Here is a 23,434-nt window from a genome sequence, read left to right as displayed (position 1 = left end):
TGTGGGAGCGAGCCTGCTCGCGATTACGGTAGAACGGTCAACATCAATGTTGACTGGAACATCGCAATCGCGAGCAGGCTCGCTCCCACATTTTTAACCACATTGTATTCAGAGGATATTGGAATAATCCGCTTCGATCCGGTCCAGGCTCAGGTGGTTCAGGAAGTTGGAGAAACACATCCAAGCCGACAGCGCGTTCATGTCGCGGAACTGTTCCGGCAGGTATTTGGGTGGCACGACCAGGCCTTCGTCCACGAGTTGGCGCATCGTGCGCATGTCTTCCAGGGTGGTTTTGCCGCAGAACAACAGCGGCACCTGTTCCAGCTTGCCTTTGCGTACGGCCAGCTGAATGTAGTTGTAAACCATGATGAAGCCCTTGAGGTAGGACAAGTCTTTGGTGAATGGCAGACCGGTCGGCACCGAACCCCGGAAAACCCGGCTGGCGTTGCCGTAGCTTTCGCCCATCTCAAAGCCCTGCTCACGGAAGAACTCGTATATCTGCAGAAAGTCCGCCCCCTCCTCCACCATGTGAATGGCCCGGGTGCGATTGGTCAGCTTGCGCAGGCGACTTGGGTAAGAGGCGAAGGTGATGATCTCCATCAGGATCGCCAGGCCTTCCTGGGTCACCGTCGACGAGGGCGGCCCCTTGGACAGGAAGGTGCAGATCGGCTGATTCAGGCCGTTGAGGGTGGTGCCGACGTGCACCAGGCCCTCATGGACTTCCAGGGCCCGGACGTCACGATCGTTGAACATCGCATCGGTGCGAATCTTGATGTAATCGGCACCAGCCGCCGCATCGGCCACGATCCCGTCCGACTCGAACACCCGGATGGTTTCCTCGGCTTCGCCAAAGACCCGGTTGAGACGATGCTGCAGCAGGCTGACAGCGTCCTGGGCGGTCAGAATCTTCGGCTCATCCTTCAGGTCGCCACGGCCGTCAATGTTGTTCAGGTAATCGGAGAGCATCAGCCCCAGGTCAGCCAGGGTCGGGTCGCCGGCATGGAACGCATCGGAGGCGGCGCCGTACAGCTCCTGGGAGATCAGGCCGAAATCCTCGGTGCCGCGCGCTTCGAGCATGCGCACCACCATGCGGTATTCCTTGCACATGCGACGCATGATCTGGCCGACCGGGTTGAACTGCCCGAGTTGACGGGTGATGTCGCGTTCGATGTTCTGGAATTCCAGCTTCACTTTGCTGGAATCGAAGGACAGGGGCCGGTTGAGGTAATAGTCGCGGTCCACAGCGGGCATTTCCTTGCCCTTGGCCTTGAGGAAACCCTTGCGGATGCTTTCGTCCCACTTTACTGCGTCGAGAATGCGAATCGGCGTTTGCGCCAGCACAATGCGATCGGACAAGGTGCGTATCGTCTGCTGGTAATCGTCCACCCGGAACTCCTGTGAAAAAACGTCCGCTTGTTGCAACAATTATTGGGATTTGACCAACCGCTGGTAGCGCACGGCCTCCGAGAACACATCGGAGTTGGCCGGGTCGTCGAGGTAACAGAAAACCGTGTTCATGTCGCTGTCCACCAGCACGCCGTCACCTTCTTCGCTCTGGTTCGGCTGGCCGCTGAGAATCTTCTGGCCGATGGCCTGGTTGATCTGATCCATATCCAGGTTGTAGATCACCAGTTCCTGCTTGTCGGTCAGTTCAAAACCGGCGATCACGAAATGCCCTCCAAAGCGGGCCGGCACCTTGGCCGACAGATACCAGCGGCTGCCGTGACGGGAGACGGTCACCGGGATGGCTTCGCGCTCCAGAGGCCTGGCCCTGAAGTAGGTGACGGCTTGATAACGGCGCGGGCCCACTTCGGCCAACTCCAGGTTGAGCGGCTCGCCCCAGGCGTTGGTGCTGGTCCAGTGGCCGACCAGGCCTTGGGGCGCGGCTTCGCTGTCGGGCAACGGCGCCTTGAAGGACACCAGGCAGCCACTGAGCAGCAGCAACGACACGGCCATTACAACGGCACGCCAGGCTTTCATTTGAACTCCCTATGCAAATGTGGCGAGGGGATTTATCCCCGCTGGGCTGCGCAGCAGACCCAAAGGCTGTCAACTCAATTTGCCTGGCACGCTGAGTTGTCTGGTTGTAGGGCCGCTGCACGCCCCAACGGGGATAAATCCCCTCGCCACAAATGCGTGTTCCACCAAGGTTACACCGACGCCAATACCAGATGCATGTAGCGGGTCAGGATGCCGAGCATTTCTTCTGCCGCTACCGGCTCGGCGCCATTGAGCAAGCCTTGATATTCCATCCGTCCGATAATCGCCGTCAACACTTTGGCATCCTGCTGGGGTTCGCGCGAGCCCAAAACCTGGAAAAACTGACAAGTGCCGTGCAACAGGATCTGCTGGTGGGAGCGCACCAGCTCCGCCAGGCGCGGGTTGAGCAGCGCTTCCTGGCGAAAAGCCTGTTCCGCCATCAGGTATTCGCGCCGGCTGTGCAATTGATGCTGCACGTAGTCGGCGGTCATCCGGGCGATGTCATCCGCCAGTTGCGAGCGGGATTCGGCGCTGCCGTCTCCGTAGGCAACCATCTCCCGCAGCAGGCCTTCATTGTTGGTCCACAGCTTGGCCATGAACGCCGCGCTGCGCTCCACGTACTGGGCGAAGGTATCGGTCAGCAGGTCATCGATGTCCTTGAAGTAATACGTCGTGGCCGACAGCGGCACACCCGCTTCGGCGGCCACGGCGCGGTGGCGTACCGCCCGCACACCATCGCGCACCACAATCCGCATGGCCGCGTCGAGAATCTCCTGGCGACGCTGTTCACTGCCCTGCCGGCTGGCCTTGCGACCCTGGTACTGAACACTTTCAGCGACAGCAGTGGCGACGCCCGCCGCACCTTCTGGAGCCATTGCACGATTCACGACAGGTCTTTCCTCGCTATTTCAAAAGTAACCAATTGATACGTTTGTACCAGACAGGCAATAAAAAGCCGCCTGTTCGAGGCGGCTTTTTAATTGAAACACTTACGCTTGGGGCCGCATGTGCGGGAAAAGAATGACATCCCGGATCGACGGAGAGTTGGTCAGCAACATCACCAGGCGATCGATGCCGATGCCTTCGCCGGCCGTCGGCGGCATGCCGTACTCAAGGGCGCGAACGAAGTCGGCATCGTAGTGCATGGCCTCGTCGTCGCCGGCGTCCTTGTCGGCCACCTGGGCCATGAAACGCTCTGCCTGATCTTCGGCGTCATTGAGCTCGGAGTAGGCGTTGGCGATTTCACGGCCACCGATGAACAGCTCGAAACGGTCGGTCACGCTTGGGTTCTCGTCGTTGCGACGGGCCAGCGGCGACACTTCGAACGGGTACTGGGTGATGAAATGCGGCTGCTCCAGCTTGTGCTCGACCAACTCTTCGAAAATCATCACTTGCAGCTTGCCCAGACCCTCGAAGCCGAGCACCTTGGCGCCGGCTTTCTTGGCGATGGCACGGGCCTTTTCGATGTCCTGCAGATCGGCCGCGGTGATGTCCGGGTTGTACTTGAGGATCGAGTCGAACACCGACAGGCGCACGAACGGTTCGCCGAAATGGAACACCTTGTCGCCGTACGGCACGTCGGTGGTGCCGAGCACCAACTGCGCCAACTCGCGGAACAGCTCCTCGGTCAGGTCCATGTTGTCTTCGTAGTCGGCGTAGGCCTGGTAGAACTCGAGCATGGTGAACTCGGGGTTGTGCCGGGTCGAAACGCCTTCGTTACGGAAGTTGCGGTTGATCTCGAAGACCTTCTCGAAGCCACCCACAACCAGGCGCTTGAGGTACAGCTCCGGCGCGATACGCAGGAACATTTCCATGTCCAGGGCGTTGTGGTGGGTTTCGAACGGCTTGGCCGCCGCACCGCCGGGGATGGTCTGCAGCATCGGTGTTTCGACTTCGAGGAAGTCACGCTTCATCAGGAAGCTGCGGATATGGGCGATGACCTGCGAGCGCACGCGGAAGGTCTGGCGTACCTCTTCGTTGACGATCAGGTCGACGTAGCGCTGGCGATAGCGTTGCTCGGTGTCCGTCAGGCCGTGGTGCTTGTCCGGCAGTGGGCGCAGGGACTTGGTCAGCAGGCGCACACTGGTCATTTCGACGTACAGGTCGCCCTTGCCGGAACGGGCCAGGGTGCCTTCAGCGGCAATGATGTCGCCCAGGTCCCAGGTTTTGACGGCGGCCAGGGTTTCTTCCGGCAGGGTCTTGCGGTTGACGTAGACCTGGATGCGCCCGGTCATGTCCTGGATCACCATGAACGAACCACGGTTGAGCATGATACGACCGGCAACCTTGACGGGAATCGCGGCCTCGGCCAGCTCTTCCTTGGTCTTGTCCGCGTACTTCTTCTGCAGAACGTCGCAGTACGCGTCGCGGCGGAAGTCGTTGGGGAAGGCCTGGCCCTTGGCGCGCTCGGCAGCAAGCTTTTCCTTGCGCAGGGCGATCAGGGAGTTTTCTTCCTGTTGCAGGGCTTGCGGGTCGAGTTCTAGGTCGCTCATGTCTTTAAGGTTTCCATCACAGGTTCGTTGCCCCCGGCCCCGGGCCGGAGTTTGCGGCCAGGCCTCGCTCCTGGGTGGAAGCGTGCCTGCCCGCCGCATGGGTGTCGCGTTACAGCCCTTGTTTGAGGCTGGCGATCAGGTATTCGTCGATATCGCCGTCGAGCACCTTGTCGCAGTCGCTGCGTTCGATGCTGGTGCGCAGGTCCTTGATCCGCGAGGCGTCAAGTACATACGAACGGATCTGGTGACCCCAGCCGATGTCCGACTTGGTGTCTTCCAGGGCCTGGGACGCCGCGTTGCGCTTCTGCACTTCCTGCTCGTACAAACGGGCCCGCAGCATTTTCATCGCGGTGTCCTTGTTCGCGTGCTGGGAGCGTTCGTTCTGGCAACTGACCACGGTGTTGGTCGGTACGTGGGTAATCCGTACGGCCGAATCCGTGGTGTTAACGTGCTGACCACCGGCCCCGGAGGAACGGTAGGTGTCGATGCGCAGGTCGGACGGGTTGATGTCGATTTCGATGTTGTCATCGATTTCCGGCGAGACAAACACTGCCGAGAACGACGTGTGGCGACGGTTACCGGAGTCGAACGGACTTTTGCGCACCAGGCGATGCACGCCGATTTCGGTACGCAGCCAGCCAAAGGCGTATTCGCCCTTGATGTGCACGGTGGCACCCTTGATCCCGGCGACTTCACCGGCCGACAGTTCCATGATGGTCGCGTCGAAGCCGCGTTTGTCGGCCCAGCGCAGGTACATGCGCAGCAGGATGTTGGCCCAGTCCTGGGCTTCGGTGCCGCCGGAACCGGCCTGGATGTCCAGGTAGGCGTTGTTGGCATCCATCTCGCCACTGAACATGCGCCGGAATTCCAGCTTGGCCAACGCCTCCTCGAGGCGTGTCAGCTCGGCGACGACATCACCGACGGCGCCTTCATCGTTTTCTTCGACAGCCATGTCCAACAGGTCGCGGCAGTCGGCCAGGCCGCTGGACATTTCATCCAGGGTCTCGACGATCTGCGCCAGCGCGGCACGCTCGCGGCCCAGCTCCTGGGCATACGACGGGTTGTTCCAGACATTCGGATCTTCAAGCTCGCGATTGACTTCGGTCAGACGCTCATGCTTTTGATCGTAGTCAAAGATACCCCCGAATAGTTTCGGAGCGCTCGGACAGGTCCTTGATGGTGTTCAGGATCGGGTTGATTTCCATGGCGGGCAGCACTCGTTGGCGAACTTTTGAAAGCCGGCGAGTATAACGTAATCAAGCGCCAGCGGCAGCCCGCCTGGCGGCTTTAGGGGTAATGATAATCAAGGATTGTCTACCACAAGCCCCGTGGCGAGGGAGCTTGCTCCCGCTGGGCTGCGCAGCAGCCCCCTCTCAAAGGCCACTCAATCAACCTGATCCACCGAGTTGCCTGATTTCAGGGCCGCTTCGCGCCCCAGCGGGAGCAAGCTCCCTCGCCACAAATGCCACCTCGCCCCGCTGTATTATTCGATCCCCACCCGATTACGCCCATTGTGCTTGGCCATGTACAACCCCTTGTCCGCCGCCGAAATCAGCTGGCGGCAATCGCCACCTTGCTGGGGCGTGAAGGTCGAGACGCCAACGCTGATAGTCAGGTTCGCCCCCTCATGAGGTGTGATGTGGGGGATGTTCAGGGCCACGACGCTCTGGCGCAGCTTTTCGGCCATCAATCGGGCACCGCCAGGCGAGGTGCCGGGCAGTACCAGGGCGAACTCCTCGCCGCCGTAACGGGCCGGCAGGTCGGACGGACGACTGCACGCATCACGGATCGCCGTGGCGACCTTGCGCAGGGCTTCGTCCCCCTCCAAATGGCCGAAATTGTCGTTGAAGGACTTGAAGTAATCCACGTCGATCATCAACAGCGATAGCTGGGACTGGTCCCGCAGCGCCCTTCTCCACTCCAGCTCCAGGTATTCATCGAAGTGCCGGCGGTTGGACAGCCCGGTCAGGCCGTCGGAATTCATCAGTCGCTGCAGCACCAGATTGGTGTCGAGCAATTGCTGCTGGCTGACCCGCAGGGCGCGATAGGCCGCATCGCGCTGCAGCAGCATCATGTAGGACCGCGAGTGATAGCGAATGCGCGCCACCAGTTCGATGTTGTCCGGCAACTTGACCAGGTAATCGTTGGCCCCGGCGGCGAACGCCGCGCTTTTGACCAGCGGGTCCTCCTTGGTGGACAGGACAATGATCGGAATATCCCGGGTCGCCGGATGGTTACGGTATTCGCGCACCAGACTCAGGCCGTCAAGACCGGGCATCACCAAGTCCTGGAGAATCACCGTTGGTTTGATGCGCACCGCCTGGGCGATGGCCTGGTGTGGGTCGGCGCAGAAATGGAAGTCGATGTTATCTTCCTTTGACAGCCCGCGCCGCACCGCCTCGCCGATCATCGCCTGGTCGTCGACGAGCAAGACCATGGCGGCATTCTCATCGCGCTTGAAATCGTCGAGTTGTAAATCATTCATGGGAGCTCACCTGAATACGGCTGTGGACAAGGTTGCCGGGGTTCTTCATGGGGTAAAAATCTCCGCCAACCGTGGCGCTATCTGGTCCAGCGCAAGAATCTGCGCAGCCGCGTCGATGGCCGCAGCCGCTTTGGGCATGCCGTACACCGCGCTGCTCTGCTGGTCCTGGGCGATGGTCAGATAGCCCTGCTGGCGCATGAGTTTAAGCCCTTGGGCGCCGTCGCGGCCCATGCCAGTGAGCAACACGCCCACCGCGTCACCATTCCAGAAGTGGGCGACGCTCTCGAAAAACACGTCGATGGAGGGTCGGTAGATCTCGTTGACCGGCTCGGCGGTGTAGGCCAGGGTGCCGTTTTTCAACAGGCGCAAATGGTGGTTGGTGCCGGCCAGCAGCACCGTACCGCTTTGCGGCGGCTCGCCGTGCCGGGCCAGGCGGACCTTGTGGCCTGACGCACTACTGAGCCATTGCGCCATGCCTGCGGCAAACACCTCGTCCACATGCTGGACCAGCACAATGGCCGGGGCGAAATGCCGTGGCAGGCCCTTGAGCAGGATCTCCAGCGCCGCCGGCCCACCCGCCGACGATCCGATGGCAACCAGGCTGTTGCGTGACAACGAAACACGCTGCGCAGCCGGTGCCGCGCGTTCACGGTGATTGCGCTCACCGATCAGCCAGCCGATGTTGGTGATCTTGCGCAACAGCGGTGCCGCCGCGTCCGCGGGGTTGCCGACCCCCAAGGTGGGGGTATCAACCACATCCAGCGCGCCATACCCCATGGCTTCGAACACCCGGTGAACGTTCTGCTGGCTGTCACCGGTGACAATCACAATGGCGCACGGGGTTTCGGCCATGATTCGCCGGGTCGCCTCCACGCCATCCATGATGGGCATGAGCAGGTCCATCAGAATCAGGTCCGGGGTGTATTCGGCGCAACGCTGGACCGCCTCGGCACCGTTGGCGGCCACCCAGACCAACTGGTGCGCCGGCTCGAAGGCCAGGGCACGGCGTAGGGCTTCGACCGCCAGGGGCATGTCATTGACGATGGCGATCTTCAAGCGCGTGCTCCTCCGATCAATTCGACGACGGCATCGAGCAGGGCGTCGTCATGGAAACTGGCCTTGGCTAGATAATAGTCAGCGCCGGCGTCCAGGCCACGGCGACGATCTTCTTCACGATCCTTGTAGGACACCACCATCACCGGCAGCGACTGCAGACGGTTATCGCGCCGCAACAGCGACACCAACTCGATGCCGTCCATGCGCGGCATGTCGATGTCGGTGATCAGCAGGTCGAAATCCTCCGCTCGCAGCGCGTTCCAGCCGTCCATGCCGTCCACGGCCACCGCCACGTCATAGCCGCGATTGAGCAACAGCTTGCGTTGCAGCTCGCGCACGGTCAGGGAGTCGTCCACCACCAGGATCCGCTTACGCGGTGTCTGCGTCTGGTTCTGGCGGGCGATGCGTTCCAGGCGCCCGGTGTCGAGCAACTTGTCCACCGAGCGCAGCAGGTCTTCGACATCGACGATCAGCACCACCGAACCATCGTCCAGCAAGGCCCCGGCGGAGATGTCCTGGATCTTGCCCAGGCGTTCGTCCAGGGGCAGGACCACCAGCGTGCGCTCGCCAATGAAGCGTTCGACCGCCACGCCGTAGATTGCCTCGCGCTCACGGATCACCACGACCTTGAGCGCCTGGTTGTTGTTCTGTGATGCCGGGCGATTGAGCAACTGACTGGCCGCGACCAGTCCGACATGCCGCCCTTCGTGCCAGAAGTGCTGGCGCCCTTCGACCTGCACAATGTCCTCAGGAGCGAGGTCGCACATGCGCTCGATGTGAGCCAGGGGAAAGGCGTAGGCTTCACCGCCGACTTCCACCACCAGACTGCGCACCACCGAGAGTGTCAGCGGCACCTCAAGATGGAAGCGGCTGCCCTCACCCGCCGTCTGCTCCAGCACCACCGCGCCGCGCAGTTGCCGGACCATATGCTGGACGGCGTCCAGGCCGACGCCGCGCCCGGACACTTCAGTGACGGTGTCGCGCAGGCTGAAGCCGGGCAGGAACAGGAACGTCAGCAGTTCCTCTTCGCTCAAGTTGGCGGCGGTCTGCTCAGGGGAAAGCCCTCGTTCGACGACGCTGCGCCGCACCCGCTCCAGGTCCACACCGGCGCCGTCGTCCGCCAGTTCCAGCACCAGCAGGCCCGCCTGATGGGACGCGCGCAAGCGGATCAAACCTTCGGCGGGCTTGCCGGCGAGCACCCGTTGCTCCGGGGATTCGATGCCATGGTCCACGGCGTTGCGCAGCAGATGGGTCAGCGGTGCTTCGAGCCTTTCCAGCACGTCGCGGTCGACCTGGGTTTTATCGCCCTCAATCTCCAGGCGCACCTGCTTGCCCAGGCTGCGGCCCAGGTCTCGGACCATGCGGGCCTGGCCGGATAACACATCGGCAAACGGTCGCATGCGACAGGCCAGCGCCGTGTCGTACAACACCTGTGCTCGCTGACCGGCCTGCCAGGCGAACTCATCCATCTCTGCGGTTTTCTGCGCCAACAGTTGCTGGGTTTCGGCCAGCAAACGGCGGGCGTCGTTGAGCGCTTCCTCGGCCTGCAAGCTCAACGCGTGTTCCTTGAGGTGCACATTCAGCTCTTCCAAGGCCCGCAAGCCGTTGCTCTGCTGGCGTTTGAGCCGTTGCATCGTCGCTAGCCAGGGCTTGAGGCGCTGGGTTTCCACCAAGGATTTACTGGACAGGTCCAACAGGCTATTGAGGCGCTCGGCGGTGACCCGCAACACCCGCTCGCCCCCTTCGGTGACCCGTTTCCCCTTGGGGACCGCTTCCGTTGACACCAGCGGTTCTGCCTCGGCCGGCTCAACGCGTAAGGCCTCGGCTTGCATCTCGATTCGCGGTGGCACGACAGGCGTCTGCGCAGCGGCGGGATCGAGCAGTTGCCCCATCAACGCCACATACGCATCGACGTCCTGGGCCGCGATGCTGTTGCCAGGCGTGGCAATTCGCGTCAACAGGTCGGTGCCTTGCAGCAAGGCATCGATATGCTCGGCGCGCAGGACCAGGCGGCGCTCCTGGGCGCTGACCAGGCAATCCTCCATGACGTGCGCCACGCTGACCCCGGCGTTCACCCCAACGATTCGCGCCGCGCCCTTGAGGGAATGGGCCGCGCGCATGCACGACTCAAGATAATCGGCCTGGGTCGGGTCGCGTTCCAGGGCCAGCAGGCCGGCGCTGAGCACCTGAGTCTGGGCTTCGGCTTCCAGGCTGAACAACTCCAGCAACGAGGCGTCACGCATTTGATCAGGGGTCATGACAGGCTCCGGGTCATGGCGGACAACAACTGTTCTTCGTCCAGCCAGCGCAGGCTGCGGCCCTTGAACTTCAATACGCCACGGGTGTACTTGGCCGCCGATTGCGAGGCTGCACTCAGGACGCGTTCATCGATGGCGTGAATGCCGTCCACCTCGTCCACCGGCACCACCACCGGACCGCCCTGGGCCGCGACGATCAACATGCGCGGCATGACCCGTGCACCGGCAACCACCGCCCCGCCGGGCTCCAGGTCCAAAAGGTCCACCAGCGAGAGGCAGGCCACCAGGGCCCCGCGCACATTCGCCACGCCCAACAAGGCCCGCGAACGCTGGTGGGGCAGCGAATGAATCGGCTGCAACGGCGCCACTTCCACCAGACTGCGGGTGGTCAGGCCCAGCCACTCTTCGCCCAGTCGGAACATCAACAGCGATCGGGTGACGATATCGCTGTCCAGCGGCGCGAGGGTCAGATCCCGGTCGTCGCGCTGCAAAGTGTAGCGGTCGAGCAAGCGGGTGGCCGCCGCCGAATACACCGAGCAGTTGCGGCAGTGAATATGCTCGGCCAGCAATGGACAGGATTTATCGCCATGCACCCCGATGCGATTCCAGCAGTCGTCGATGGCCTGGGCATCGTCATGGGTCAGTTTGTCATTAGCCGAACCACTCATTGTTTACGCTCACTGTCAGCCATGCGCCCGCTACGAGCGGCGCGGTCCTGCAATCGACGGGCACCGGCCGCGTCTCCCTGGGAAGCCAGCAGCGCCGCCAGATGCACCAGGGCCTCGGCGTGTTGCGGTTCAAGATAGAGCGCCTTGCGATAAAAACCCTGGGCCTCCAGTGCGCTACCGGCCATGTCACTGAGCAGTCCCAGCCAGTAGAACACTTGGGCCGCCGGCGCATGACTGCTCAAGTATTGCTGGCAGGCAGCACGGGCTTCGGCGCTTTTGCCAGCATTGGCCAGCGCGGCGATATTGGCCAGCAAGGTAGCGGCGTCGCTGTTTTTCGGCTCAGTGATCGGGGTTACCCTTGCTGCGAACGGCCGGGGCCGGACCACTGGAGGGATGACGCGAGACGCGACCTGACCAAGCGGCAGCGGGGCCGGCAGCGGAGTCGACATCAACGCGGGGAGCGGTTGTGGCTCCGGGGCGCCTTGGCGACTGAAAGCGAAAGACTGGGCAATCCCGATCGAACGCATGCCCAACCGCCCCAGCAAACTGCCCTCGGCGGGACCAATAAACAGCACGCCGTCCTGATGGGTCAGGCGCTTGAGCACCTCGAACACCTGCTGCTGGGTTGGCTGGTCGAAATAGATCAGCAGGTTGCGGCAGAACACAAAGTCGTAAGGGGCCTCATTCACCAGCAAGGTCGGATCCAGCAGGTTGCCCACTTGCAGACGTACCTGTTCACTCACCCGCTCGCTGAGGCGATAACCCTCTGCCTCGGCGTTGAAATGTCGCTCGCGAAAACCAAGGCCGGCGCCACGGAAAGAGTTTCTGCCATAACGCGCTTGCCTGGCACGCTCTATCGACAGCGGACTGACGTCCAGCGCGTCCACCTTGAACTGATGCGGCCCCAGGCCCGCGTCGAGCAAGGCCATGGCGATGGAGTAAGGCTCTTCGCCGGTGGAGCACGGCAAGCTGAGAATGCGCAGCGCGCGCAGGTGCTTGATCTCGGCCAAGCGCTTGATGGCCAGCCTGGCGAGGGTGGCGAAGGACTCGGGATAACGGAAGAACCAAGTCTCCGGGACAATCACCGCTTCGATCAGCGCCTGTTGCTCCTGGGCCGAATGTTGCAGGCACTGCCAGTACTCCTCTGCGGCTCGCCCAGGCACGGCAATGATGCGCTGGCGCACGGCCCGCTCAATGATGGCGGTGCCGACGGAGGTGACATCCAGGCCGATGCGCTCCTTGAGAAAATCGAAAAACCGCTGGTCGTTGCTCATGGCCGACCCTCGAGATCATCGAAGCTCAAGGGCGGCGTGGGAAACAGCACGGCACGGACCGACTCGTCGAGCAGGTCATTGACCCGCACCCATTGCAACAGGCCTTGCGCGTCTTCGCGCACCGGACCCAGATACGGCGCCTGTGGATTATCCAAGCCATAGGGTCGGAAATCCGCCGGATCGCAACGCAGGGTGTCGGTGGCTTGTTCCAGAATCAGCCCCAGAACCTGCCCCGCCTGCTGCGCGTCGGGGCGGTAATGCACCAGCACCAGCCGCGTACTGGTACGCGCCTGGGCGCTCTGACCGAAGGTCAGCCTGCACAGATCGATCACGGGCACCACCGCGCCGCGCCAGGCAAACACGCCCGCCACCCAGGACGGTGCCCGGGCAATCGGCTTGAGGGGCAGGCGCGGCAGCACTTCCACCACATCGATGGCTTGCAGGGCGTAGCGTTCGTTGCCGATGCAAAACACCAGGAACAACGACTGACGGGCCGCCGGCACGGCGCCACGTCTGGCCTCGAACTCGCTCATCAGACTTTGAAACGCGAGACGCCGCTGCGCAGCCCCACGGCCACCTGGCTCAGTTCATCGATGGCGGAACTGGCCTGGCGCAGCGACTCCACCGTCTGACTGCTGGCATCGCCCAGTTGCACCAGGGCGTGGTTGATCTGCTCAGCGCCGGTGGCCTGGGCTTGCATGCCTTCGTTGACCATCAACACCCGCGGCGCCAGCGCCTGCACCTGATGGATGATCTGCGACAGTTGCTCGCCGATCTGCTGCACCTCGGCCATGCCACGGCGCACTTCTTCGGAGAACTTGTCCATGCCCATCACGCCAGCGGATACGGCGGACTGGATTTCGCGCACCATCTGCTCGATGTCGTAGGTTGCCACGGCCGTCTGATCCGCCAGGCGCCGCACCTCAGTGGCGACCACGGCAAAACCCCGACCGTACTCACCCGCCTTCTCGGCCTCGATGGCGGCATTGAGGGACAACAGGTTGGTCTGGTCGGCCACCTTGACGATGGTCACCACCACCTGGTTGATGTTGCCGGCCTTCTCGTTGAGGATCGCCAACTTGGCATTCACCAGATCCGCGGCGCCCATCACCGAGTGCATGGTTTCTTCCATGCGCGCCAGGCCTTGCTGGCCGGAACCGGCCGCCACCGAGGCCTGATCGGCAGCACTGGAAACTTCGGTCATGGTGCGCACCAGATCCCGGGACGTGGCGGCGATTTCTCGAGAGGTCGCGCCGATCTCCGTCGTGGTAGCGGCGGTTTCCGTGGCGGTGGCCTGTTGCTCGCGGGAAGTGGCAGCGATCTCGGTCACCGAGGTGGTGACCTGCACCGAAGAACGCTGGGCCTGGGAGACCAGCGAGGTCAGCTCGGCCATCATGTCGTTGAAGCCGGTTTCCACGGCCCCGAACTCGTCTTTGCGCGCCAGGTTCAGGCGTCCGCTCAGGTCGCCGCTGCGCATGACGCCGAGGATTTCCACAATGCGATTCATCGGCGCCATGATCGCACGCATCAACAACAGGCCGCAGAGCATGGCAATGAGCACCGCCACGAGAAACGACAACCCCATGGCAACCTCAGCGGCGCTCACCGACTGACTGATGGTCAGGGCAGCTTTTTCCGCCAGCTCCCGGTTGCGTTCGATGATCTGGTTCAAATGCCCGCGACCGTCGAGCCATGCCGGGGTCAGCTCCTTCTCCAGCGCCAGCTGTGCCCCGTCATAATCCTTGCGTTCATACAGGTCCAGAACCTTCGCCAGGGCCTTGTTGAAGTCCTGATGATTGACCTCGAATTCGTCGAAGGAGACTTGGTCGGCAGGGTCCTGGATCAGCTTTTGATAGTGCTGGATTTCCTCGCGCAGATGCTGCTCGTAACCCTGGTAGAGCGCCTTGTCCTCGGCAGTGATTTCCCTCTGCCCCGAGAGGCCGACGATCTGCTGGGTCTTGACGTAGCTGTCGACCCAGCCACCGCGAATCATGGAACTGTAATACACCCCCGGCACCGCGTAGACGCGCACTTTTTCTTCACTGGCCTCGATCTTCAACAACCGCGAATACGTGACGACCACCATCAGTAGCATGATGGCGATGATCACCGCAAAACTCGCCAGGATGCGTTGGCGCAACGTCCAGTTCTTCACAGAGAAACCTCAGGCATTTGAAATGCTGGGGAGTATAGCCGAGGGCGGTGTGGCGTCTGTATGGCGCGGGAAGAGTTTGGCGATTCGCCCAATTGTTCAAACAGCTCAATCGATACGGCAGTCGATGCAAAAGCTAGGTGGGAGCGAGCCTGCTCGCGATTGCGGTGCATCAGTCAATAATAGTGTCGACTGACATACCGCTATCGCGAGCAGGCTCGCTCCCACAAGGGAGGATGGTTCCCCTGGGGTCAGGCCTGACTCAAAGAGACGCCTGACGTACCTGCTTCTCCAGCTCGGTCTTCAAGCCCGGCTCCAGTTTGAGCTGGCGCGCCAGTTCATCGAGGTAGGATTTCTCCATGAAGTTTTCCTCATCCACCAGCATCACGCTGGCGATGTACATCTCGGCGGCCATTTCCGGCGTGCTGGCGGCCCGGGCGACGTCGGTGGGGTCCAGGGGTTTGTTTAGCTCGGCGTGCAGCCAGTGTTGCAGTTCCTGATCGTTGTCGAGCTTGGTGAATTCGCCTTCGATCAACTGCTTTTCACGCTCGTCGACGTGGCCATCGGCCTTGGCCGCGGCCACCAGGGCCGTGAGGATTGCCTGGCTGTGCTGCTCGACCTGGGCCGGGGGGAGACGATCCAGTGTCTGCGGTTCAGTTTTCGGCGCACTGCCCTGCTGGGCTTGCCAATTGCCATAGGCCTTGTAGGCAATCACGCCCAATGCCGCCAGACCACCGTAGGTCAGGGCCTTGCCGCCAAACTGGCGAGCCTTCTTGTTGCCCAGCAACAGGCCCATGGCGCCGGCGGCCAGCGCCCCGCCACCCGCGCCGGAGAGCATCCCGCCCAAATTGCCAGCACCACCGCCGAGCAAACCGCCCAGGCCGCCGGATGACTTGCCTTGGGCACCGCCAGCCTTGTTCTGCAACATTTCCTGACCGGACTTGAGAAGCTGATCGAGCAATCCACGGGTGTTCATTTGCTGCCTCCACGCATTCGGGTAACCGGATCATTAAGGCAATCAGCCTAGTTCGAAAGTGCCCGCGCCTGTCGGTGAGAGTGCTTCGAGATGTTGCTTGCCGATTTTCATGTGGCTGCGGCGAACCCGATAAAACGATATAGACTCGAATCAACTGAAAAACCGCCGCAAAACAGCTTTGACGAGGGATTGGACATGCAAACCAAACTGCTGATCAATGGCCAACTGGTGAACGGCGACGGGCCCGGCCAGGCCGTGTTCAACCCCGCGCTGGGGCGGGTGCTGGTGGAAATCAACGAAGCCAGTGAAGCCCAGGTCGATGCCGCCGTGCGCGCGGCCGACAATGCCTTCGAAAACTGGTCTCAGGTTCCGCCCAAGGATAGGTCTGTGCTGCTGCTCAGGCTGGCCGATGCCATCGAAGCCCACGGTGAAGAACTGGCGAAGCTGGAATCGGACAACTGCGGCAAGCCCTTGAACGCCGTGCTCAACGACGAGATTCCGGCCATTGCCGACGTGTTCCGTTTCTTTGCCGGCGCCAGCCGGTGCATGAGCGGCTCGGCGGGTGGCGAATACCTGCCGGGGCACACGTCGATGACCCGCCGCGACCCGGTGGGCGTGATCGCCTCCATCGCGCCGTGGAATTACCCGCTGATGATGGTCGCCTGGAAAATCGCCCCGGCCCTGGCCGCCGGTAATACCGTGGTGCTCAAACCCTCGGAGCAGACCCCGCTGACAGCGTTGCGCCTGGCGGAACTGGCTTCGGATATTTTCCCCGCTGGCGTACTGAACGTGGTGTTCGGGCGTGGGCAGACCGTCGGCCAACCGTTGGTCACTCACGCAAAAGTGCGCATGGTGTCACTGACCGGCTCCATCGCCACGGGCGCGAACATCATTTCCAGCACGGCCGACAGCGTCAAACGCACTCACATGGAACTGGGCGGCAAGGCCCCGGTGATCATTTTCGACGATGCCGACATTGACGCGGCCGTGGAAGGCATCCGCACCTTCGGCTTCTACAATGCCGGCCAGGATTGCACCGCTGCCTGCCGCATTTACGCCCAACAAGGCATCTATGACCGGTTCGTCGAGAAACTCGGCGCGGCGGTGGCCAGCATCAAGTACGGCCTGCAAACCGCCCCGGACACCGAGATGGGTCCGCTGATCACTGCCCAGCACCGCGACCGCGTGGCCGGCTTTGTCGAACGGGCCATCGCCCAATCGCATATTCGCCTGATTACCGGTGGCAAGGCCGTGGACGGCAACGGATTCTTCTTTGAACCAACGGTGTTGGCCGACGCCCAGCAGGACGACGAAATCGTGCGCCGCGAGGTTTTCGGGCCGGTGGTGTCCGTCACGCCGTTCATCGACGAAGCGCAGGTGCTGGCCTGGGCCAACGACTCGGACTACGGCCTGGCGTCTTCAGTCTGGACCGCCGACATCGGCCGCGCCCATCGCCTCGCGGCACGCCTGCAATATGGCTGCACCTGGGTCAATACCCACTTCATGCTTGTCAGCGAAATGCCCCATGGCGGTCAGAAACGTTCTGGTTATGGCAAGGACATGTCGATGTATGGGCTGGAGGACTACACGGTGGTGCGGCATGTGATGTTCAAGCATTGAGCCAAAGAACGACTACCATGGCCGGACGGCAGAGTCTGGTCGTGGCGGTTCAAGTGTCATGACGGCACTAGCAACGCCACTGAAGGAAAATAGCTTCGGTAACGTTTGGCATCGCGGGTGAGCAAGGGCAGGCCATTCACAGCAGCATGGGCGCCGATAAAAAAATCGGCCAGCACGTTATTTTTTCCGCCCCCTACCTTTCGGTAACGCACAAAAGCCTTCCCTGCGAGGAACAATGCCGGTCGAGGTACTTCCTGCATCAGCAGCCCGAGCTCAGCAACAACCTCATCCAACGCTTCAAAGGTGGAAAAAGTCTGAGACAGTTCGGCATAGATAATCGGGTTGATGACAAGGTCATGGGCTTGCGATTGGGCCCGCAGTTGCTGGATAGACCAATCAGCCCAAACGGGATCGTTTTCCAGGACATCAATCAAAACGTTGGTGTCGACCAGTATCATTAATCTTCACCACGCAAGAGCGCCATCAGCTCATCCGTGCGCCATTTGATATCCGCCTTACCACGGGCAGCCTCGAAACGATCATGGACTGTTTTCTTCGCTGCTTGGGGTTTACCGGCATGGAGCACCACCTCACCCTGCGCGTTGACACTAAACTCGATTGCACAACCCGGAATCAAATGCAGCGCATCGCGAATTGGCTTAGGAATGGTGACCTGCCCCTTGCTCGTCATCGTTGTCGACACAATGTTCTCCTTTGAAGTATTACCTTTGCCTGAAAAGTAATACTTCATGCCTGGGGGTGCAACCGCCGCTGATCCGCAACTATTCAAAACCTCGAAACACTGCGCATTGCATCCATCAGGCAACGCATGGCGATCCGGTCGTTTTCCGACAGCTCCCGATAGCGTTCCACCAGCCTTAATTCGTCCATGCTGAGCGGCCGTGTCCTGCGCGCGTTCGTCAAGCATGGAAGGATCCCCAGCAATTGGGTGATGCCCTGTATTTTTGTCATTGAGCCATGTCCTTCTGGTACGTCGAATTGACCTGATAACGCCTGCTGAATCCGCGGTTCAACGTCTATCACGCTAAAGGATAGGGATGATTCACGCCGTGGAAAGAGAGTTTTAGAGTAATTAGTCAAAAAAAGCAGAGTTAGCCGATAAAAAAGGAAATATCTGTAAGGAAATTTAACCAAATCACGCTTTCTTCTCTCGCCCGACCTGCGTATCCCCTATGATTTTGCGCCTCGGTGAACCGATCCAGCTCTCAGGCATCTGTTCTAACGTCTGTCGCGTTTGGCCAAAGGCATGTCCGAACTTCTTTACCAGTCTCTGTTGCCAGGAAAGGCTCGGGATTGTCTCCAGAAAGGTTGTATTTATGCACCGCAGGAATCTGCTCAAGGCCTCCATGGCTTTCGCTGCCTACACCGGGCTTTCGGCCTCAGGACTCATGGCCGCACGCGCCTGGGCTGCTGACCGGACCGCCGACGGCGAGGCACGTCCTTTCGATTTCAATGGTTTGAAAGAACAGGCCCGGGAACTGGCCAAGAGCCGTTACGTCGACACCAAGCAAGTCTTGCCGCCGACACTGGCGATGATGTCCCCGTTGCAATTCAACGCCATCCGCTATGACGCCAACCACTCGCTATGGAATGAGCTGGACGGTCAGCTGGACGTGCAGTTTTTCCACGTCGGCATGGGCTTCAAGCAACCGGTGCGCATGTACAGTGTCGACGCCAAGACCCGCATGGCCCGTGAAGTGCACTTCCGCCCGGAGTTGTTCAACTATGAGAAAACCACGGTCAACACTTCGCAGTTGACCGGTGACCTGGGCTTCTCAGGCTTCAGGGTGTTCAAGGCGCCGGAGCTGGACCGGCACGATATCGTTTCGTTTCTGGGAGCCAGTTATTTCCGCGCCGTGGACAACACCGGCCAGTACGGGTTGTCGGCCCGGGGCCTGGCCATCGACACGTACGCCAAGAAGCGTGAGGAGTTTCCGGACTTCACCAAGTTCTGGTTCGAAATCCCGGACAAGAACAGCACCCGTTTCGTGGTCTACGCCCTGCTCGACTCCCCCAGCGCCACCGGTGCCTATCGCTTTGACATCGATTGCCAGCCCACCCGTGTCGTGATGGAGATCGATGCGCACATCAATGCGCGTACCGCCATCGAGCAACTGGGCATCGCACCGATGACCAGCATGTTCAGCTGCGGCACCGTTGAGCGGCGCATGTGCGACACCATCCACCCGCAAATTCACGATTCCGACCGCCTGGCGATGTGGCGCGGCAATGGCGAATGGGTCTGTCGCCCGCTGAACAACCCCGCCACCCTGCAGTTCAACGCCTTCGCCGACAACAACCCCAAAGGCTTCGGCCTGGTGCAGACCGACCACGACTTCGCCAGCTACCAGGACACCGTGGACTGGTACAGCAAGCGCCCAAGCCTGTGGGTCGAACCGACAACGGCCTGGGGCGAAGGCTCGGTGGATCTGCTGGAGATTCCTACCACCGGTGAAACCCTGGACAACATCGTCGCATTCTGGACGCCGAAAAAGCCGGTCGCTGCCGGCGAGTCGTTGAACTACGGCTACAAGCTCTACTGGAGCGCCTTGCCACCGGTGAGCACCGAGCTGGCCCAGGTCAACGCGACCCGTTCAGGCATGGGCGGTTTCATCGAAGGCTGGGCACCGGGCGAGCACTACCCCACCGTCTGGGCGCGACGCTTTGCCGTGGACTTCAACGGCGGCGGTCTCGACCAGCTTCCCCCCGGCACCGGTATCGAACCGGTCGTGACCTGCTCCCACGGCGAGGTGAAGGACTTCAACGTGCTGGTGCTGGACGCGATCAAGGGTTACCGCATCACCTTCGACTGGTACCCGACCGACGACCGCGTGGACCCGGTGGAGATGCGCCTGTTCCTGCGCACCAAGGACCGGACCTTGAGCGAGACCTGGCTGTACCAGTACTTCCCGCCGGCGCCGGATAAGCGTAAATACCCTTAAGCCTTCAGCGTCAGGGATGACGCCATCGCGAGCAGGCTCGCTCCCACAGGGTAGGGTGTGGATCACAAGTTCTGTGAACAACACCAATCCACTGTGGGAGCGAGCCTGCTCGCGATGAGGCAAGTACAGACGCCGGACCATCCAGCCCAATAAACAAAAGCCCCGGCCTAAAAACCGGGGTTTTTTGTTTCAAGCTAACCCTTAATCGCGCAAATCCGACTCATGAATCGGCTGTTCCCGATGCGTGGCCCGTTGGTACTGCGCCGGCCACGTGGCCTTGCGTCCCCCCAGGTCATCATCGGCATGCAGCGCCCAGTACGGGTCGCGCAACAATTCGCGGGCCAGGAAAATGATGTCGGCCTGGCAGGTCCGCAAGATGTGCTCGGCCTGGGCTGGTTCGGTAATCATACCGACAGTGCCGGTGGCGATTTCCGACTCCTTGCGCACCCGTTCGGCAAAACGCGTCTGATACCCGGGACCGGTGGGAATTTCTGCATTCGCGGCGGTGCCGCCCGAGGACACATCAATCAAGTCCACCCCCAGTGCCCGGAATCGTCGCGCCAGCTCCACGGTTTCATCCGGGTTCCAGCCATCTTCGACCCAGTCGGTGGCCGATACGCGCACAAACACCGGCAATTCCTCAGGCCATACCGCCCGGACCGCTTCGGTCACTTGCAGCACCAACCGGATGCGATTCTCGAACGAGCCGCCGTATTGATCGCGCCGCTGATTGCTCAAGGGAGACAGGAATTGATGCAGCAGATAGCCGTGGGCGGCGTGGACTTCCACAACTTTGAAGCCGGCCGTCAGGCTACGTTTGGCCGCCTCCACGAACGCCTGGATGACACCGGCAATCTGCCCCTCGTCCAGTTGGACCGGCTGGGTGTGCTGCGGATCGAAGGCAATCGGCGACGGGCCGACCGGAACCCAACCACCCTCCTCCGGTTTTACGCTGCCATGCTTGCCGAGCCAGGGTCGCCAGGTGCTGGCCTTGCGTCCGGCGTGGGCCAGCTGTATGCCCGGCACGGCCCCTTGGGCGGTGATGAAGCGGGTGATGCGTTGCAGGGGGGCGATCTGTTCATCGTTCCACAACCCCAGGTCCTGATCGGTGATGCGGCCGTCAGCAGTGACGGCAGTGGCTTCGGTGAACACTAGGCCGGCGCCACCCACGGCGCGGCTGCCGAGGTGTACCAGATGCCAGTCATTGGCCAGGCCATCGGCGCTCGAATACTGGCACATCGGCGATACGGCGATGCGATTGGGCAGGGTCAATTGGCGAAGGGTATAGGGTTCCAGCAGCAGACTCATGGGGCACCTCTCGAATCAGTGGGCAGGCTCCAGGGTTCTGTTTGAAAAGTCGACGAGTGACAAAAGGTGCAACCCCCCCCCCCGCGGGCAAAGAAATCCGACAAGACGTCACAAGGGCTATCAAGCAGTGCTTAGAGCCTAGTCGACAACCCGGGATCAGGGTGGGTTCAGAATTAAAAACCGCCCCTGATTCTCGTGTGGGAGCAAAGCTTGCTCGCGAGACAGGCACCTCGTTCTTTGAAAAGCCGCATCGCCTTCATCGCGGGCAAGCCTTGCTCCCACACAAGGAGTCGCCACCCAGCAGATGAGTATTGGAGCCTACCGCGGTTCGATATGGGCAATCATCAACTGCACCGTTTCCTGGCCGCGAAACTCGTTGAGATCGAGTTTGTAGGCCAACTCCACCCAGCGCACCGTGGGGTTTGGCCAGATATCGCGATCGATGCCGAAGGCGATACCATCGAGCTTCACCGAGCCGCATTCGCTCTTGAGGACGACCTTGAGGTGCCGTTCGCCCACCACGCGCTGTTCGACCAACTGGAACACCCCGTGAAACATCGGCTCCGGGAAATGCTGACCCCAGGGCCCGGCGTGACGCAGCGCCCGAGCCAGCTCCAGGTGAAACTCTTCCACCGCCAGGGTGCCGTCCGACAACAGGCGCCCGGTCAGGTCTTCTTCACGTAATTGTCGGCGCACTTCAGCGTCGAATGCCTCGGCGAACAATGGAAAATTCTCTTGCGCCAACGTCAGTCCCGCCGCCATGGCGTGGCCGCCATACTTGCTGATCAGCGTCGGATGTTGCGCGGCCACCACACTCAGGGCATCGCGAATATGGAAACCCGGCACCGAGCGCCCCGAGCCCTTGAGCAGGCCGTCTCCGGCATCGGCAAAAGCAATGGTCGGGCGGAAATACCGCTCCTTCATCCGCGAGGCGAGGATCCCGATAACGCCCTGGTGCCACTGAGGATCGAACAGGCATAAACCGAACGGCATGGACTCCACCGGCAAATCCTTGAGCTGGGCCAGGGCTTCACGCTGCATGCCCTGCTCGATGGATTTGCGATCCTGGTTCATGCCGTCCAGTTGCGCCGCCATCTCTCGCGCTAAAGCCGGATCGTCAGTGAGCAGGCATTCGATGCCCAGGCTCATGTCGTCCAGACGCCCGGCTGCGTTCAGGCGCGGGCCGAGGATAAAGCCGAGGTCGGTGGAGGTGATACGAGAATGATCGCGCCTGGCCACTTCCAGTATGGCCTTGATACCGGGGCGGGCACGCCCGGCACGAATGCGTTCCAGACCCTGATGCACCAGGATCCGGTTGTTGGCGTCGAGGGGCACCACATCCGCCACGCTGCCCAGTGCCACCAGATCCAGCAGTTCGCCGATGTTTGGCTGGGGGCTGCTGGCGTATCGGCCCAGGCTGCGCAGACGCGCCCGCAAAGCCATCAGCACATAAAAGATCACACCGACACCGGCCAATGCCTTGCTCGGGAACTCACAGCCTGGCTGGTTCGGGTTGACGATGGCGTCGGCCGCCGGCAGTTCCAGGCCCGGCAAATGGTGGTCGGTAACCAGCACCTTGAGCCCCGCCGCTTTCGCCGCTGCCACACCTTCGACGCTGGAAATGCCGTTGTCCACAGTGATCAGCAACTGCGGCTCACGGGTCAGGGCAACCTCGACAATTTCCGGGGTCAGTCCGTAGCCGTACTCGAAGCGATTGGGCACCAGATAATCGACATGGGCCGCGCCGAGCAAACGCAGCCCCAACATGCCCACGGTGCTGGCCGTCGCGCCGTCGGCATCAAAGTCGCCGACGATCAGGATGCGCTGGCGTTGCTCCAGCGCCACCACCAGCAGATCCACCGCCGCGTCGATGCCCTTGAGTTGCTGATAAGGAATCAAGCGCGCCAGGCTCTTGTCCAGTTCAGCCTCGGACTGCACGCCACGGGCCGCATACAGGCGCGTCAACAGGGGCGGCAGGTCACCGAGGAATGGCAGGGTATCGGGTAACTGGCGGGGTTCTATGCGCATGGGGTGACGGATATTTCTCTATAAAACTGTGGAATTTTGATTACTTGTGGCGAGGGCGCTTGCTTGCGTTGGGCCCTGTAGGAACTGCCGAAGGCTGTGATCTCTTGATCTTTGGCTTGAGACTCAAGCGCCAGGGGAAAGATCGCAGCCTCGCTTCGCTCGGCAGCTCCTACA

Annotated in this window: 21 protein-coding genes; 2 read left to right on the top strand and 19 right to left on the bottom strand. The window is 61.4% G+C overall.

Annotation, left to right across the window (positions count from 1 at the left end):
- Positions 1 to 108 precede the first annotated feature (108 nt).
- From HU811_RS12410 to HU811_RS12350, 13 genes are all read right to left on the bottom strand, one after another.
- Positions 109 to 1,386, bottom strand: coding sequence for a flavohemoglobin expression-modulating QEGLA motif protein (locus tag HU811_RS12410; RefSeq protein WP_047227529.1), 1,278 nt, complete (start codon positions 1,384 to 1,386; stop codon positions 109 to 111).
- 39 nt (positions 1,387 to 1,425) lie between these two features.
- Positions 1,426 to 1,980: a hypothetical protein gene (locus tag HU811_RS12405; RefSeq protein WP_186656121.1), complete on the bottom strand. Its 555-nt coding sequence runs from the start codon at positions 1,978 to 1,980 to the stop codon at positions 1,426 to 1,428.
- A gap of 170 nt (positions 1,981 to 2,150) precedes the next feature.
- Positions 2,151 to 2,867, bottom strand: coding sequence for a TetR/AcrR family transcriptional regulator (locus HU811_RS12400; protein ID WP_092401296.1), 717 nt, complete (start codon positions 2,865 to 2,867; stop codon positions 2,151 to 2,153).
- A gap of 102 nt (positions 2,868 to 2,969) precedes the next feature.
- On the bottom strand, positions 2,970 to 4,472 hold the full coding sequence (lysS, locus tag HU811_RS12395; RefSeq protein WP_092454111.1) for a lysine--tRNA ligase: 1,503 nt from the start codon (positions 4,470 to 4,472) through the stop codon (positions 2,970 to 2,972).
- A 109-nt stretch (positions 4,473 to 4,581) separates the two neighbouring features.
- A protein-coding gene (gene prfB, locus HU811_RS12390) for a peptide chain release factor 2 (protein ID WP_107321555.1) occupies positions 4,582 to 5,677 on the bottom strand; the annotation gives its coding sequence in 2 pieces (ribosomal slippage) (positions 4,582 to 5,604 and positions 5,606 to 5,677; 1,095 coding nt in all).
- Between the two features lie 278 nt (positions 5,678 to 5,955).
- Positions 5,956 to 6,957, bottom strand: coding sequence for a diguanylate cyclase domain-containing protein (locus HU811_RS12385; protein ID WP_186656118.1), 1,002 nt, complete (start codon positions 6,955 to 6,957; stop codon positions 5,956 to 5,958).
- A gap of 45 nt (positions 6,958 to 7,002) precedes the next feature.
- Positions 7,003 to 8,013 carry a chemotaxis response regulator protein-glutamate methylesterase gene (locus HU811_RS12380; RefSeq protein WP_092401304.1) on the bottom strand — a complete coding sequence of 337 codons (1,011 nt, stop codon included), beginning with the start codon at positions 8,011 to 8,013 and terminating at the stop codon, positions 7,003 to 7,005.
- On the bottom strand, positions 8,010 to 10,271 hold the full coding sequence (locus HU811_RS12375; RefSeq protein ID WP_186656105.1) for a hybrid sensor histidine kinase/response regulator: 2,262 nt from the start codon (positions 10,269 to 10,271) through the stop codon (positions 8,010 to 8,012). Before HU811_RS12375 ends, HU811_RS12380 begins: the two co-directional genes overlap by 4 nt.
- Positions 10,268 to 10,939 (bottom strand): chemotaxis protein CheW, encoded by a 672-nt coding sequence (locus HU811_RS12370; protein ID WP_092454105.1) that lies wholly within the window; start codon positions 10,937 to 10,939, stop codon positions 10,268 to 10,270. The genes HU811_RS12375 and HU811_RS12370 overlap by 4 nt, the downstream gene beginning before the upstream one ends.
- The gene (locus tag HU811_RS12365) at positions 10,936 to 12,213 is read right to left on the bottom strand and encodes a CheR family methyltransferase (protein WP_186656102.1); all 1,278 of its coding nucleotides are present in this window, start codon (positions 12,211 to 12,213) and stop codon (positions 10,936 to 10,938) included. The genes HU811_RS12370 and HU811_RS12365 overlap by 4 nt, the downstream gene beginning before the upstream one ends.
- Positions 12,210 to 12,746 carry a chemotaxis protein CheW gene (locus HU811_RS12360; protein WP_186656099.1) on the bottom strand — a complete coding sequence of 179 codons (537 nt, stop codon included), beginning with the start codon at positions 12,744 to 12,746 and terminating at the stop codon, positions 12,210 to 12,212. The genes HU811_RS12365 and HU811_RS12360 overlap by 4 nt, the downstream gene beginning before the upstream one ends.
- A complete protein-coding gene (locus tag HU811_RS12355; RefSeq protein WP_186656098.1) occupies positions 12,746 to 14,368 on the bottom strand; it encodes a methyl-accepting chemotaxis protein in 1,623 nt (540 codons plus the stop codon). The genes HU811_RS12360 and HU811_RS12355 overlap by 1 nt, the downstream gene beginning before the upstream one ends.
- A 259-nt stretch (positions 14,369 to 14,627) precedes the next feature.
- Positions 14,628 to 15,341 (bottom strand): tellurite resistance TerB family protein, encoded by a 714-nt coding sequence (locus HU811_RS12350; RefSeq protein ID WP_092401321.1) that lies wholly within the window; start codon positions 15,339 to 15,341, stop codon positions 14,628 to 14,630.
- Between the two features lie 195 nt (positions 15,342 to 15,536).
- Here HU811_RS12350 and HU811_RS12345 point away from each other — a divergent pair, with 195 nt between their 5' ends.
- Entirely contained in the window at positions 15,537 to 16,961 is a 1,425-nt protein-coding gene (locus HU811_RS12345) for a gamma-aminobutyraldehyde dehydrogenase (protein WP_092401324.1), read from the top strand.
- Positions 16,962 to 17,017: 56 nt separating this feature from the next.
- Here the strand turns inward: HU811_RS12345 and HU811_RS12340 are convergent, their stop codons facing one another.
- From HU811_RS12340 to HU811_RS12330, 3 genes are all read right to left on the bottom strand, one after another.
- The gene (locus HU811_RS12340; RefSeq protein WP_092401327.1) at positions 17,018 to 17,419 is read right to left on the bottom strand and encodes a type II toxin-antitoxin system VapC family toxin; all 402 of its coding nucleotides are present in this window, start codon (positions 17,417 to 17,419) and stop codon (positions 17,018 to 17,020) included.
- Positions 17,419 to 17,652: an AbrB/MazE/SpoVT family DNA-binding domain-containing protein gene (locus tag HU811_RS12335; protein ID WP_225248425.1), complete on the bottom strand. Its 234-nt coding sequence runs from the start codon at positions 17,650 to 17,652 to the stop codon at positions 17,419 to 17,421. Before HU811_RS12335 ends, HU811_RS12340 begins: the two co-directional genes overlap by 1 nt.
- Before the next feature lie 95 nt (positions 17,653 to 17,747).
- Positions 17,748 to 17,933: a hypothetical protein gene (locus tag HU811_RS12330; protein ID WP_092401333.1), complete on the bottom strand. Its 186-nt coding sequence runs from the start codon at positions 17,931 to 17,933 to the stop codon at positions 17,748 to 17,750.
- A gap of 365 nt (positions 17,934 to 18,298) precedes the next feature.
- On the opposite strand from HU811_RS12330, the gene HU811_RS12325 reads away from it, so the two are divergent.
- The gene (locus HU811_RS12325) at positions 18,299 to 19,924 is read left to right on the top strand and encodes a glucan biosynthesis protein D (RefSeq protein ID WP_186656097.1); all 1,626 of its coding nucleotides are present in this window, start codon (positions 18,299 to 18,301) and stop codon (positions 19,922 to 19,924) included.
- A gap of 201 nt (positions 19,925 to 20,125) precedes the next feature.
- Here the strand turns inward: HU811_RS12325 and HU811_RS12320 are convergent, their stop codons facing one another.
- The 3 genes from HU811_RS12320 to HU811_RS27430 form a co-directional block, all read right to left on the bottom strand.
- On the bottom strand, positions 20,126 to 21,232 hold the full coding sequence (locus tag HU811_RS12320; RefSeq protein WP_092402684.1) for an NADH:flavin oxidoreductase/NADH oxidase: 1,107 nt from the start codon (positions 21,230 to 21,232) through the stop codon (positions 20,126 to 20,128).
- A 318-nt stretch (positions 21,233 to 21,550) separates the two neighbouring features.
- Complete coding sequence (gene recJ / locus HU811_RS12315) at positions 21,551 to 23,260, bottom strand: single-stranded-DNA-specific exonuclease RecJ (protein ID WP_047227512.1); 1,710 nt, start codon at positions 23,258 to 23,260, stop codon at positions 21,551 to 21,553.
- On the bottom strand, positions 23,251 to 23,434 hold a 184-nt coding region (locus HU811_RS27430; protein WP_225248424.1), incomplete at its 5' end, for a hypothetical protein. The genes recJ and HU811_RS27430, both read right to left, overlap by 10 nt.

It is taken from the genome of Pseudomonas tehranensis, from assembly GCF_014268615.1.
GTDB classification, from domain to species: domain Bacteria; phylum Pseudomonadota; class Gammaproteobacteria; order Pseudomonadales; family Pseudomonadaceae; genus Aquipseudomonas; species Aquipseudomonas tehranensis.
The sequence above is the reverse complement of the archived record's forward strand: the minus strand, read 5'-3'. Positions and strand labels throughout refer to the sequence as shown.

Excerpts from the sequence above, each read along its gene's own strand:
- HU811_RS12360 (WP_186656099.1), bottom strand. The coding sequence starts at position 12,746 with ATGAGCGAGTTCGAGGCCAGACGTGGCGCCGTGCCGGCGGCCCGTCAG.
- HU811_RS12340 (WP_092401327.1), bottom strand. The coding sequence starts at position 17,419 with ATGATACTGGTCGACACCAACGTTTTGATTGATGTCCTGGAAAACGAT.
- lysS (WP_092454111.1), bottom strand. The coding sequence starts at position 4,472 with ATGAGCGACCTAGAACTCGACCCGCAAGCCCTGCAACAGGAAGAAAAC.
- recJ (WP_047227512.1), bottom strand. The coding sequence starts at position 23,260 with ATGCGCATAGAACCCCGCCAGTTACCCGATACCCTGCCATTCCTCGGT.
- HU811_RS12325 (WP_186656097.1), top strand. The coding sequence starts at position 18,299 with ATGCACCGCAGGAATCTGCTCAAGGCCTCCATGGCTTTCGCTGCCTAC.
- HU811_RS12330 (WP_092401333.1), bottom strand. The coding sequence starts at position 17,933 with ATGACAAAAATACAGGGCATCACCCAATTGCTGGGGATCCTTCCATGC.
- HU811_RS12375 (WP_186656105.1), bottom strand. The coding sequence starts at position 10,271 with ATGACCCCTGATCAAATGCGTGACGCCTCGTTGCTGGAGTTGTTCAGC.
- HU811_RS12345 (WP_092401324.1), top strand. The coding sequence starts at position 15,537 with ATGCAAACCAAACTGCTGATCAATGGCCAACTGGTGAACGGCGACGGG.
- HU811_RS12370 (WP_092454105.1), bottom strand. The coding sequence starts at position 10,939 with ATGAGTGGTTCGGCTAATGACAAACTGACCCATGACGATGCCCAGGCC.
- HU811_RS12350 (WP_092401321.1), bottom strand. The coding sequence starts at position 15,341 with ATGAACACCCGTGGATTGCTCGATCAGCTTCTCAAGTCCGGTCAGGAA.
- HU811_RS12405 (WP_186656121.1), bottom strand. The coding sequence starts at position 1,980 with ATGAAAGCCTGGCGTGCCGTTGTAATGGCCGTGTCGTTGCTGCTGCTC.
- HU811_RS12335 (WP_225248425.1), bottom strand. The coding sequence starts at position 17,652 with ATGACGAGCAAGGGGCAGGTCACCATTCCTAAGCCAATTCGCGATGCG.
- HU811_RS12320 (WP_092402684.1), bottom strand. The coding sequence starts at position 21,232 with ATGAGTCTGCTGCTGGAACCCTATACCCTTCGCCAATTGACCCTGCCC.
- HU811_RS12385 (WP_186656118.1), bottom strand. The coding sequence starts at position 6,957 with ATGAATGATTTACAACTCGACGATTTCAAGCGCGATGAGAATGCCGCC.
- HU811_RS12365 (WP_186656102.1), bottom strand. The coding sequence starts at position 12,213 with ATGAGCAACGACCAGCGGTTTTTCGATTTTCTCAAGGAGCGCATCGGC.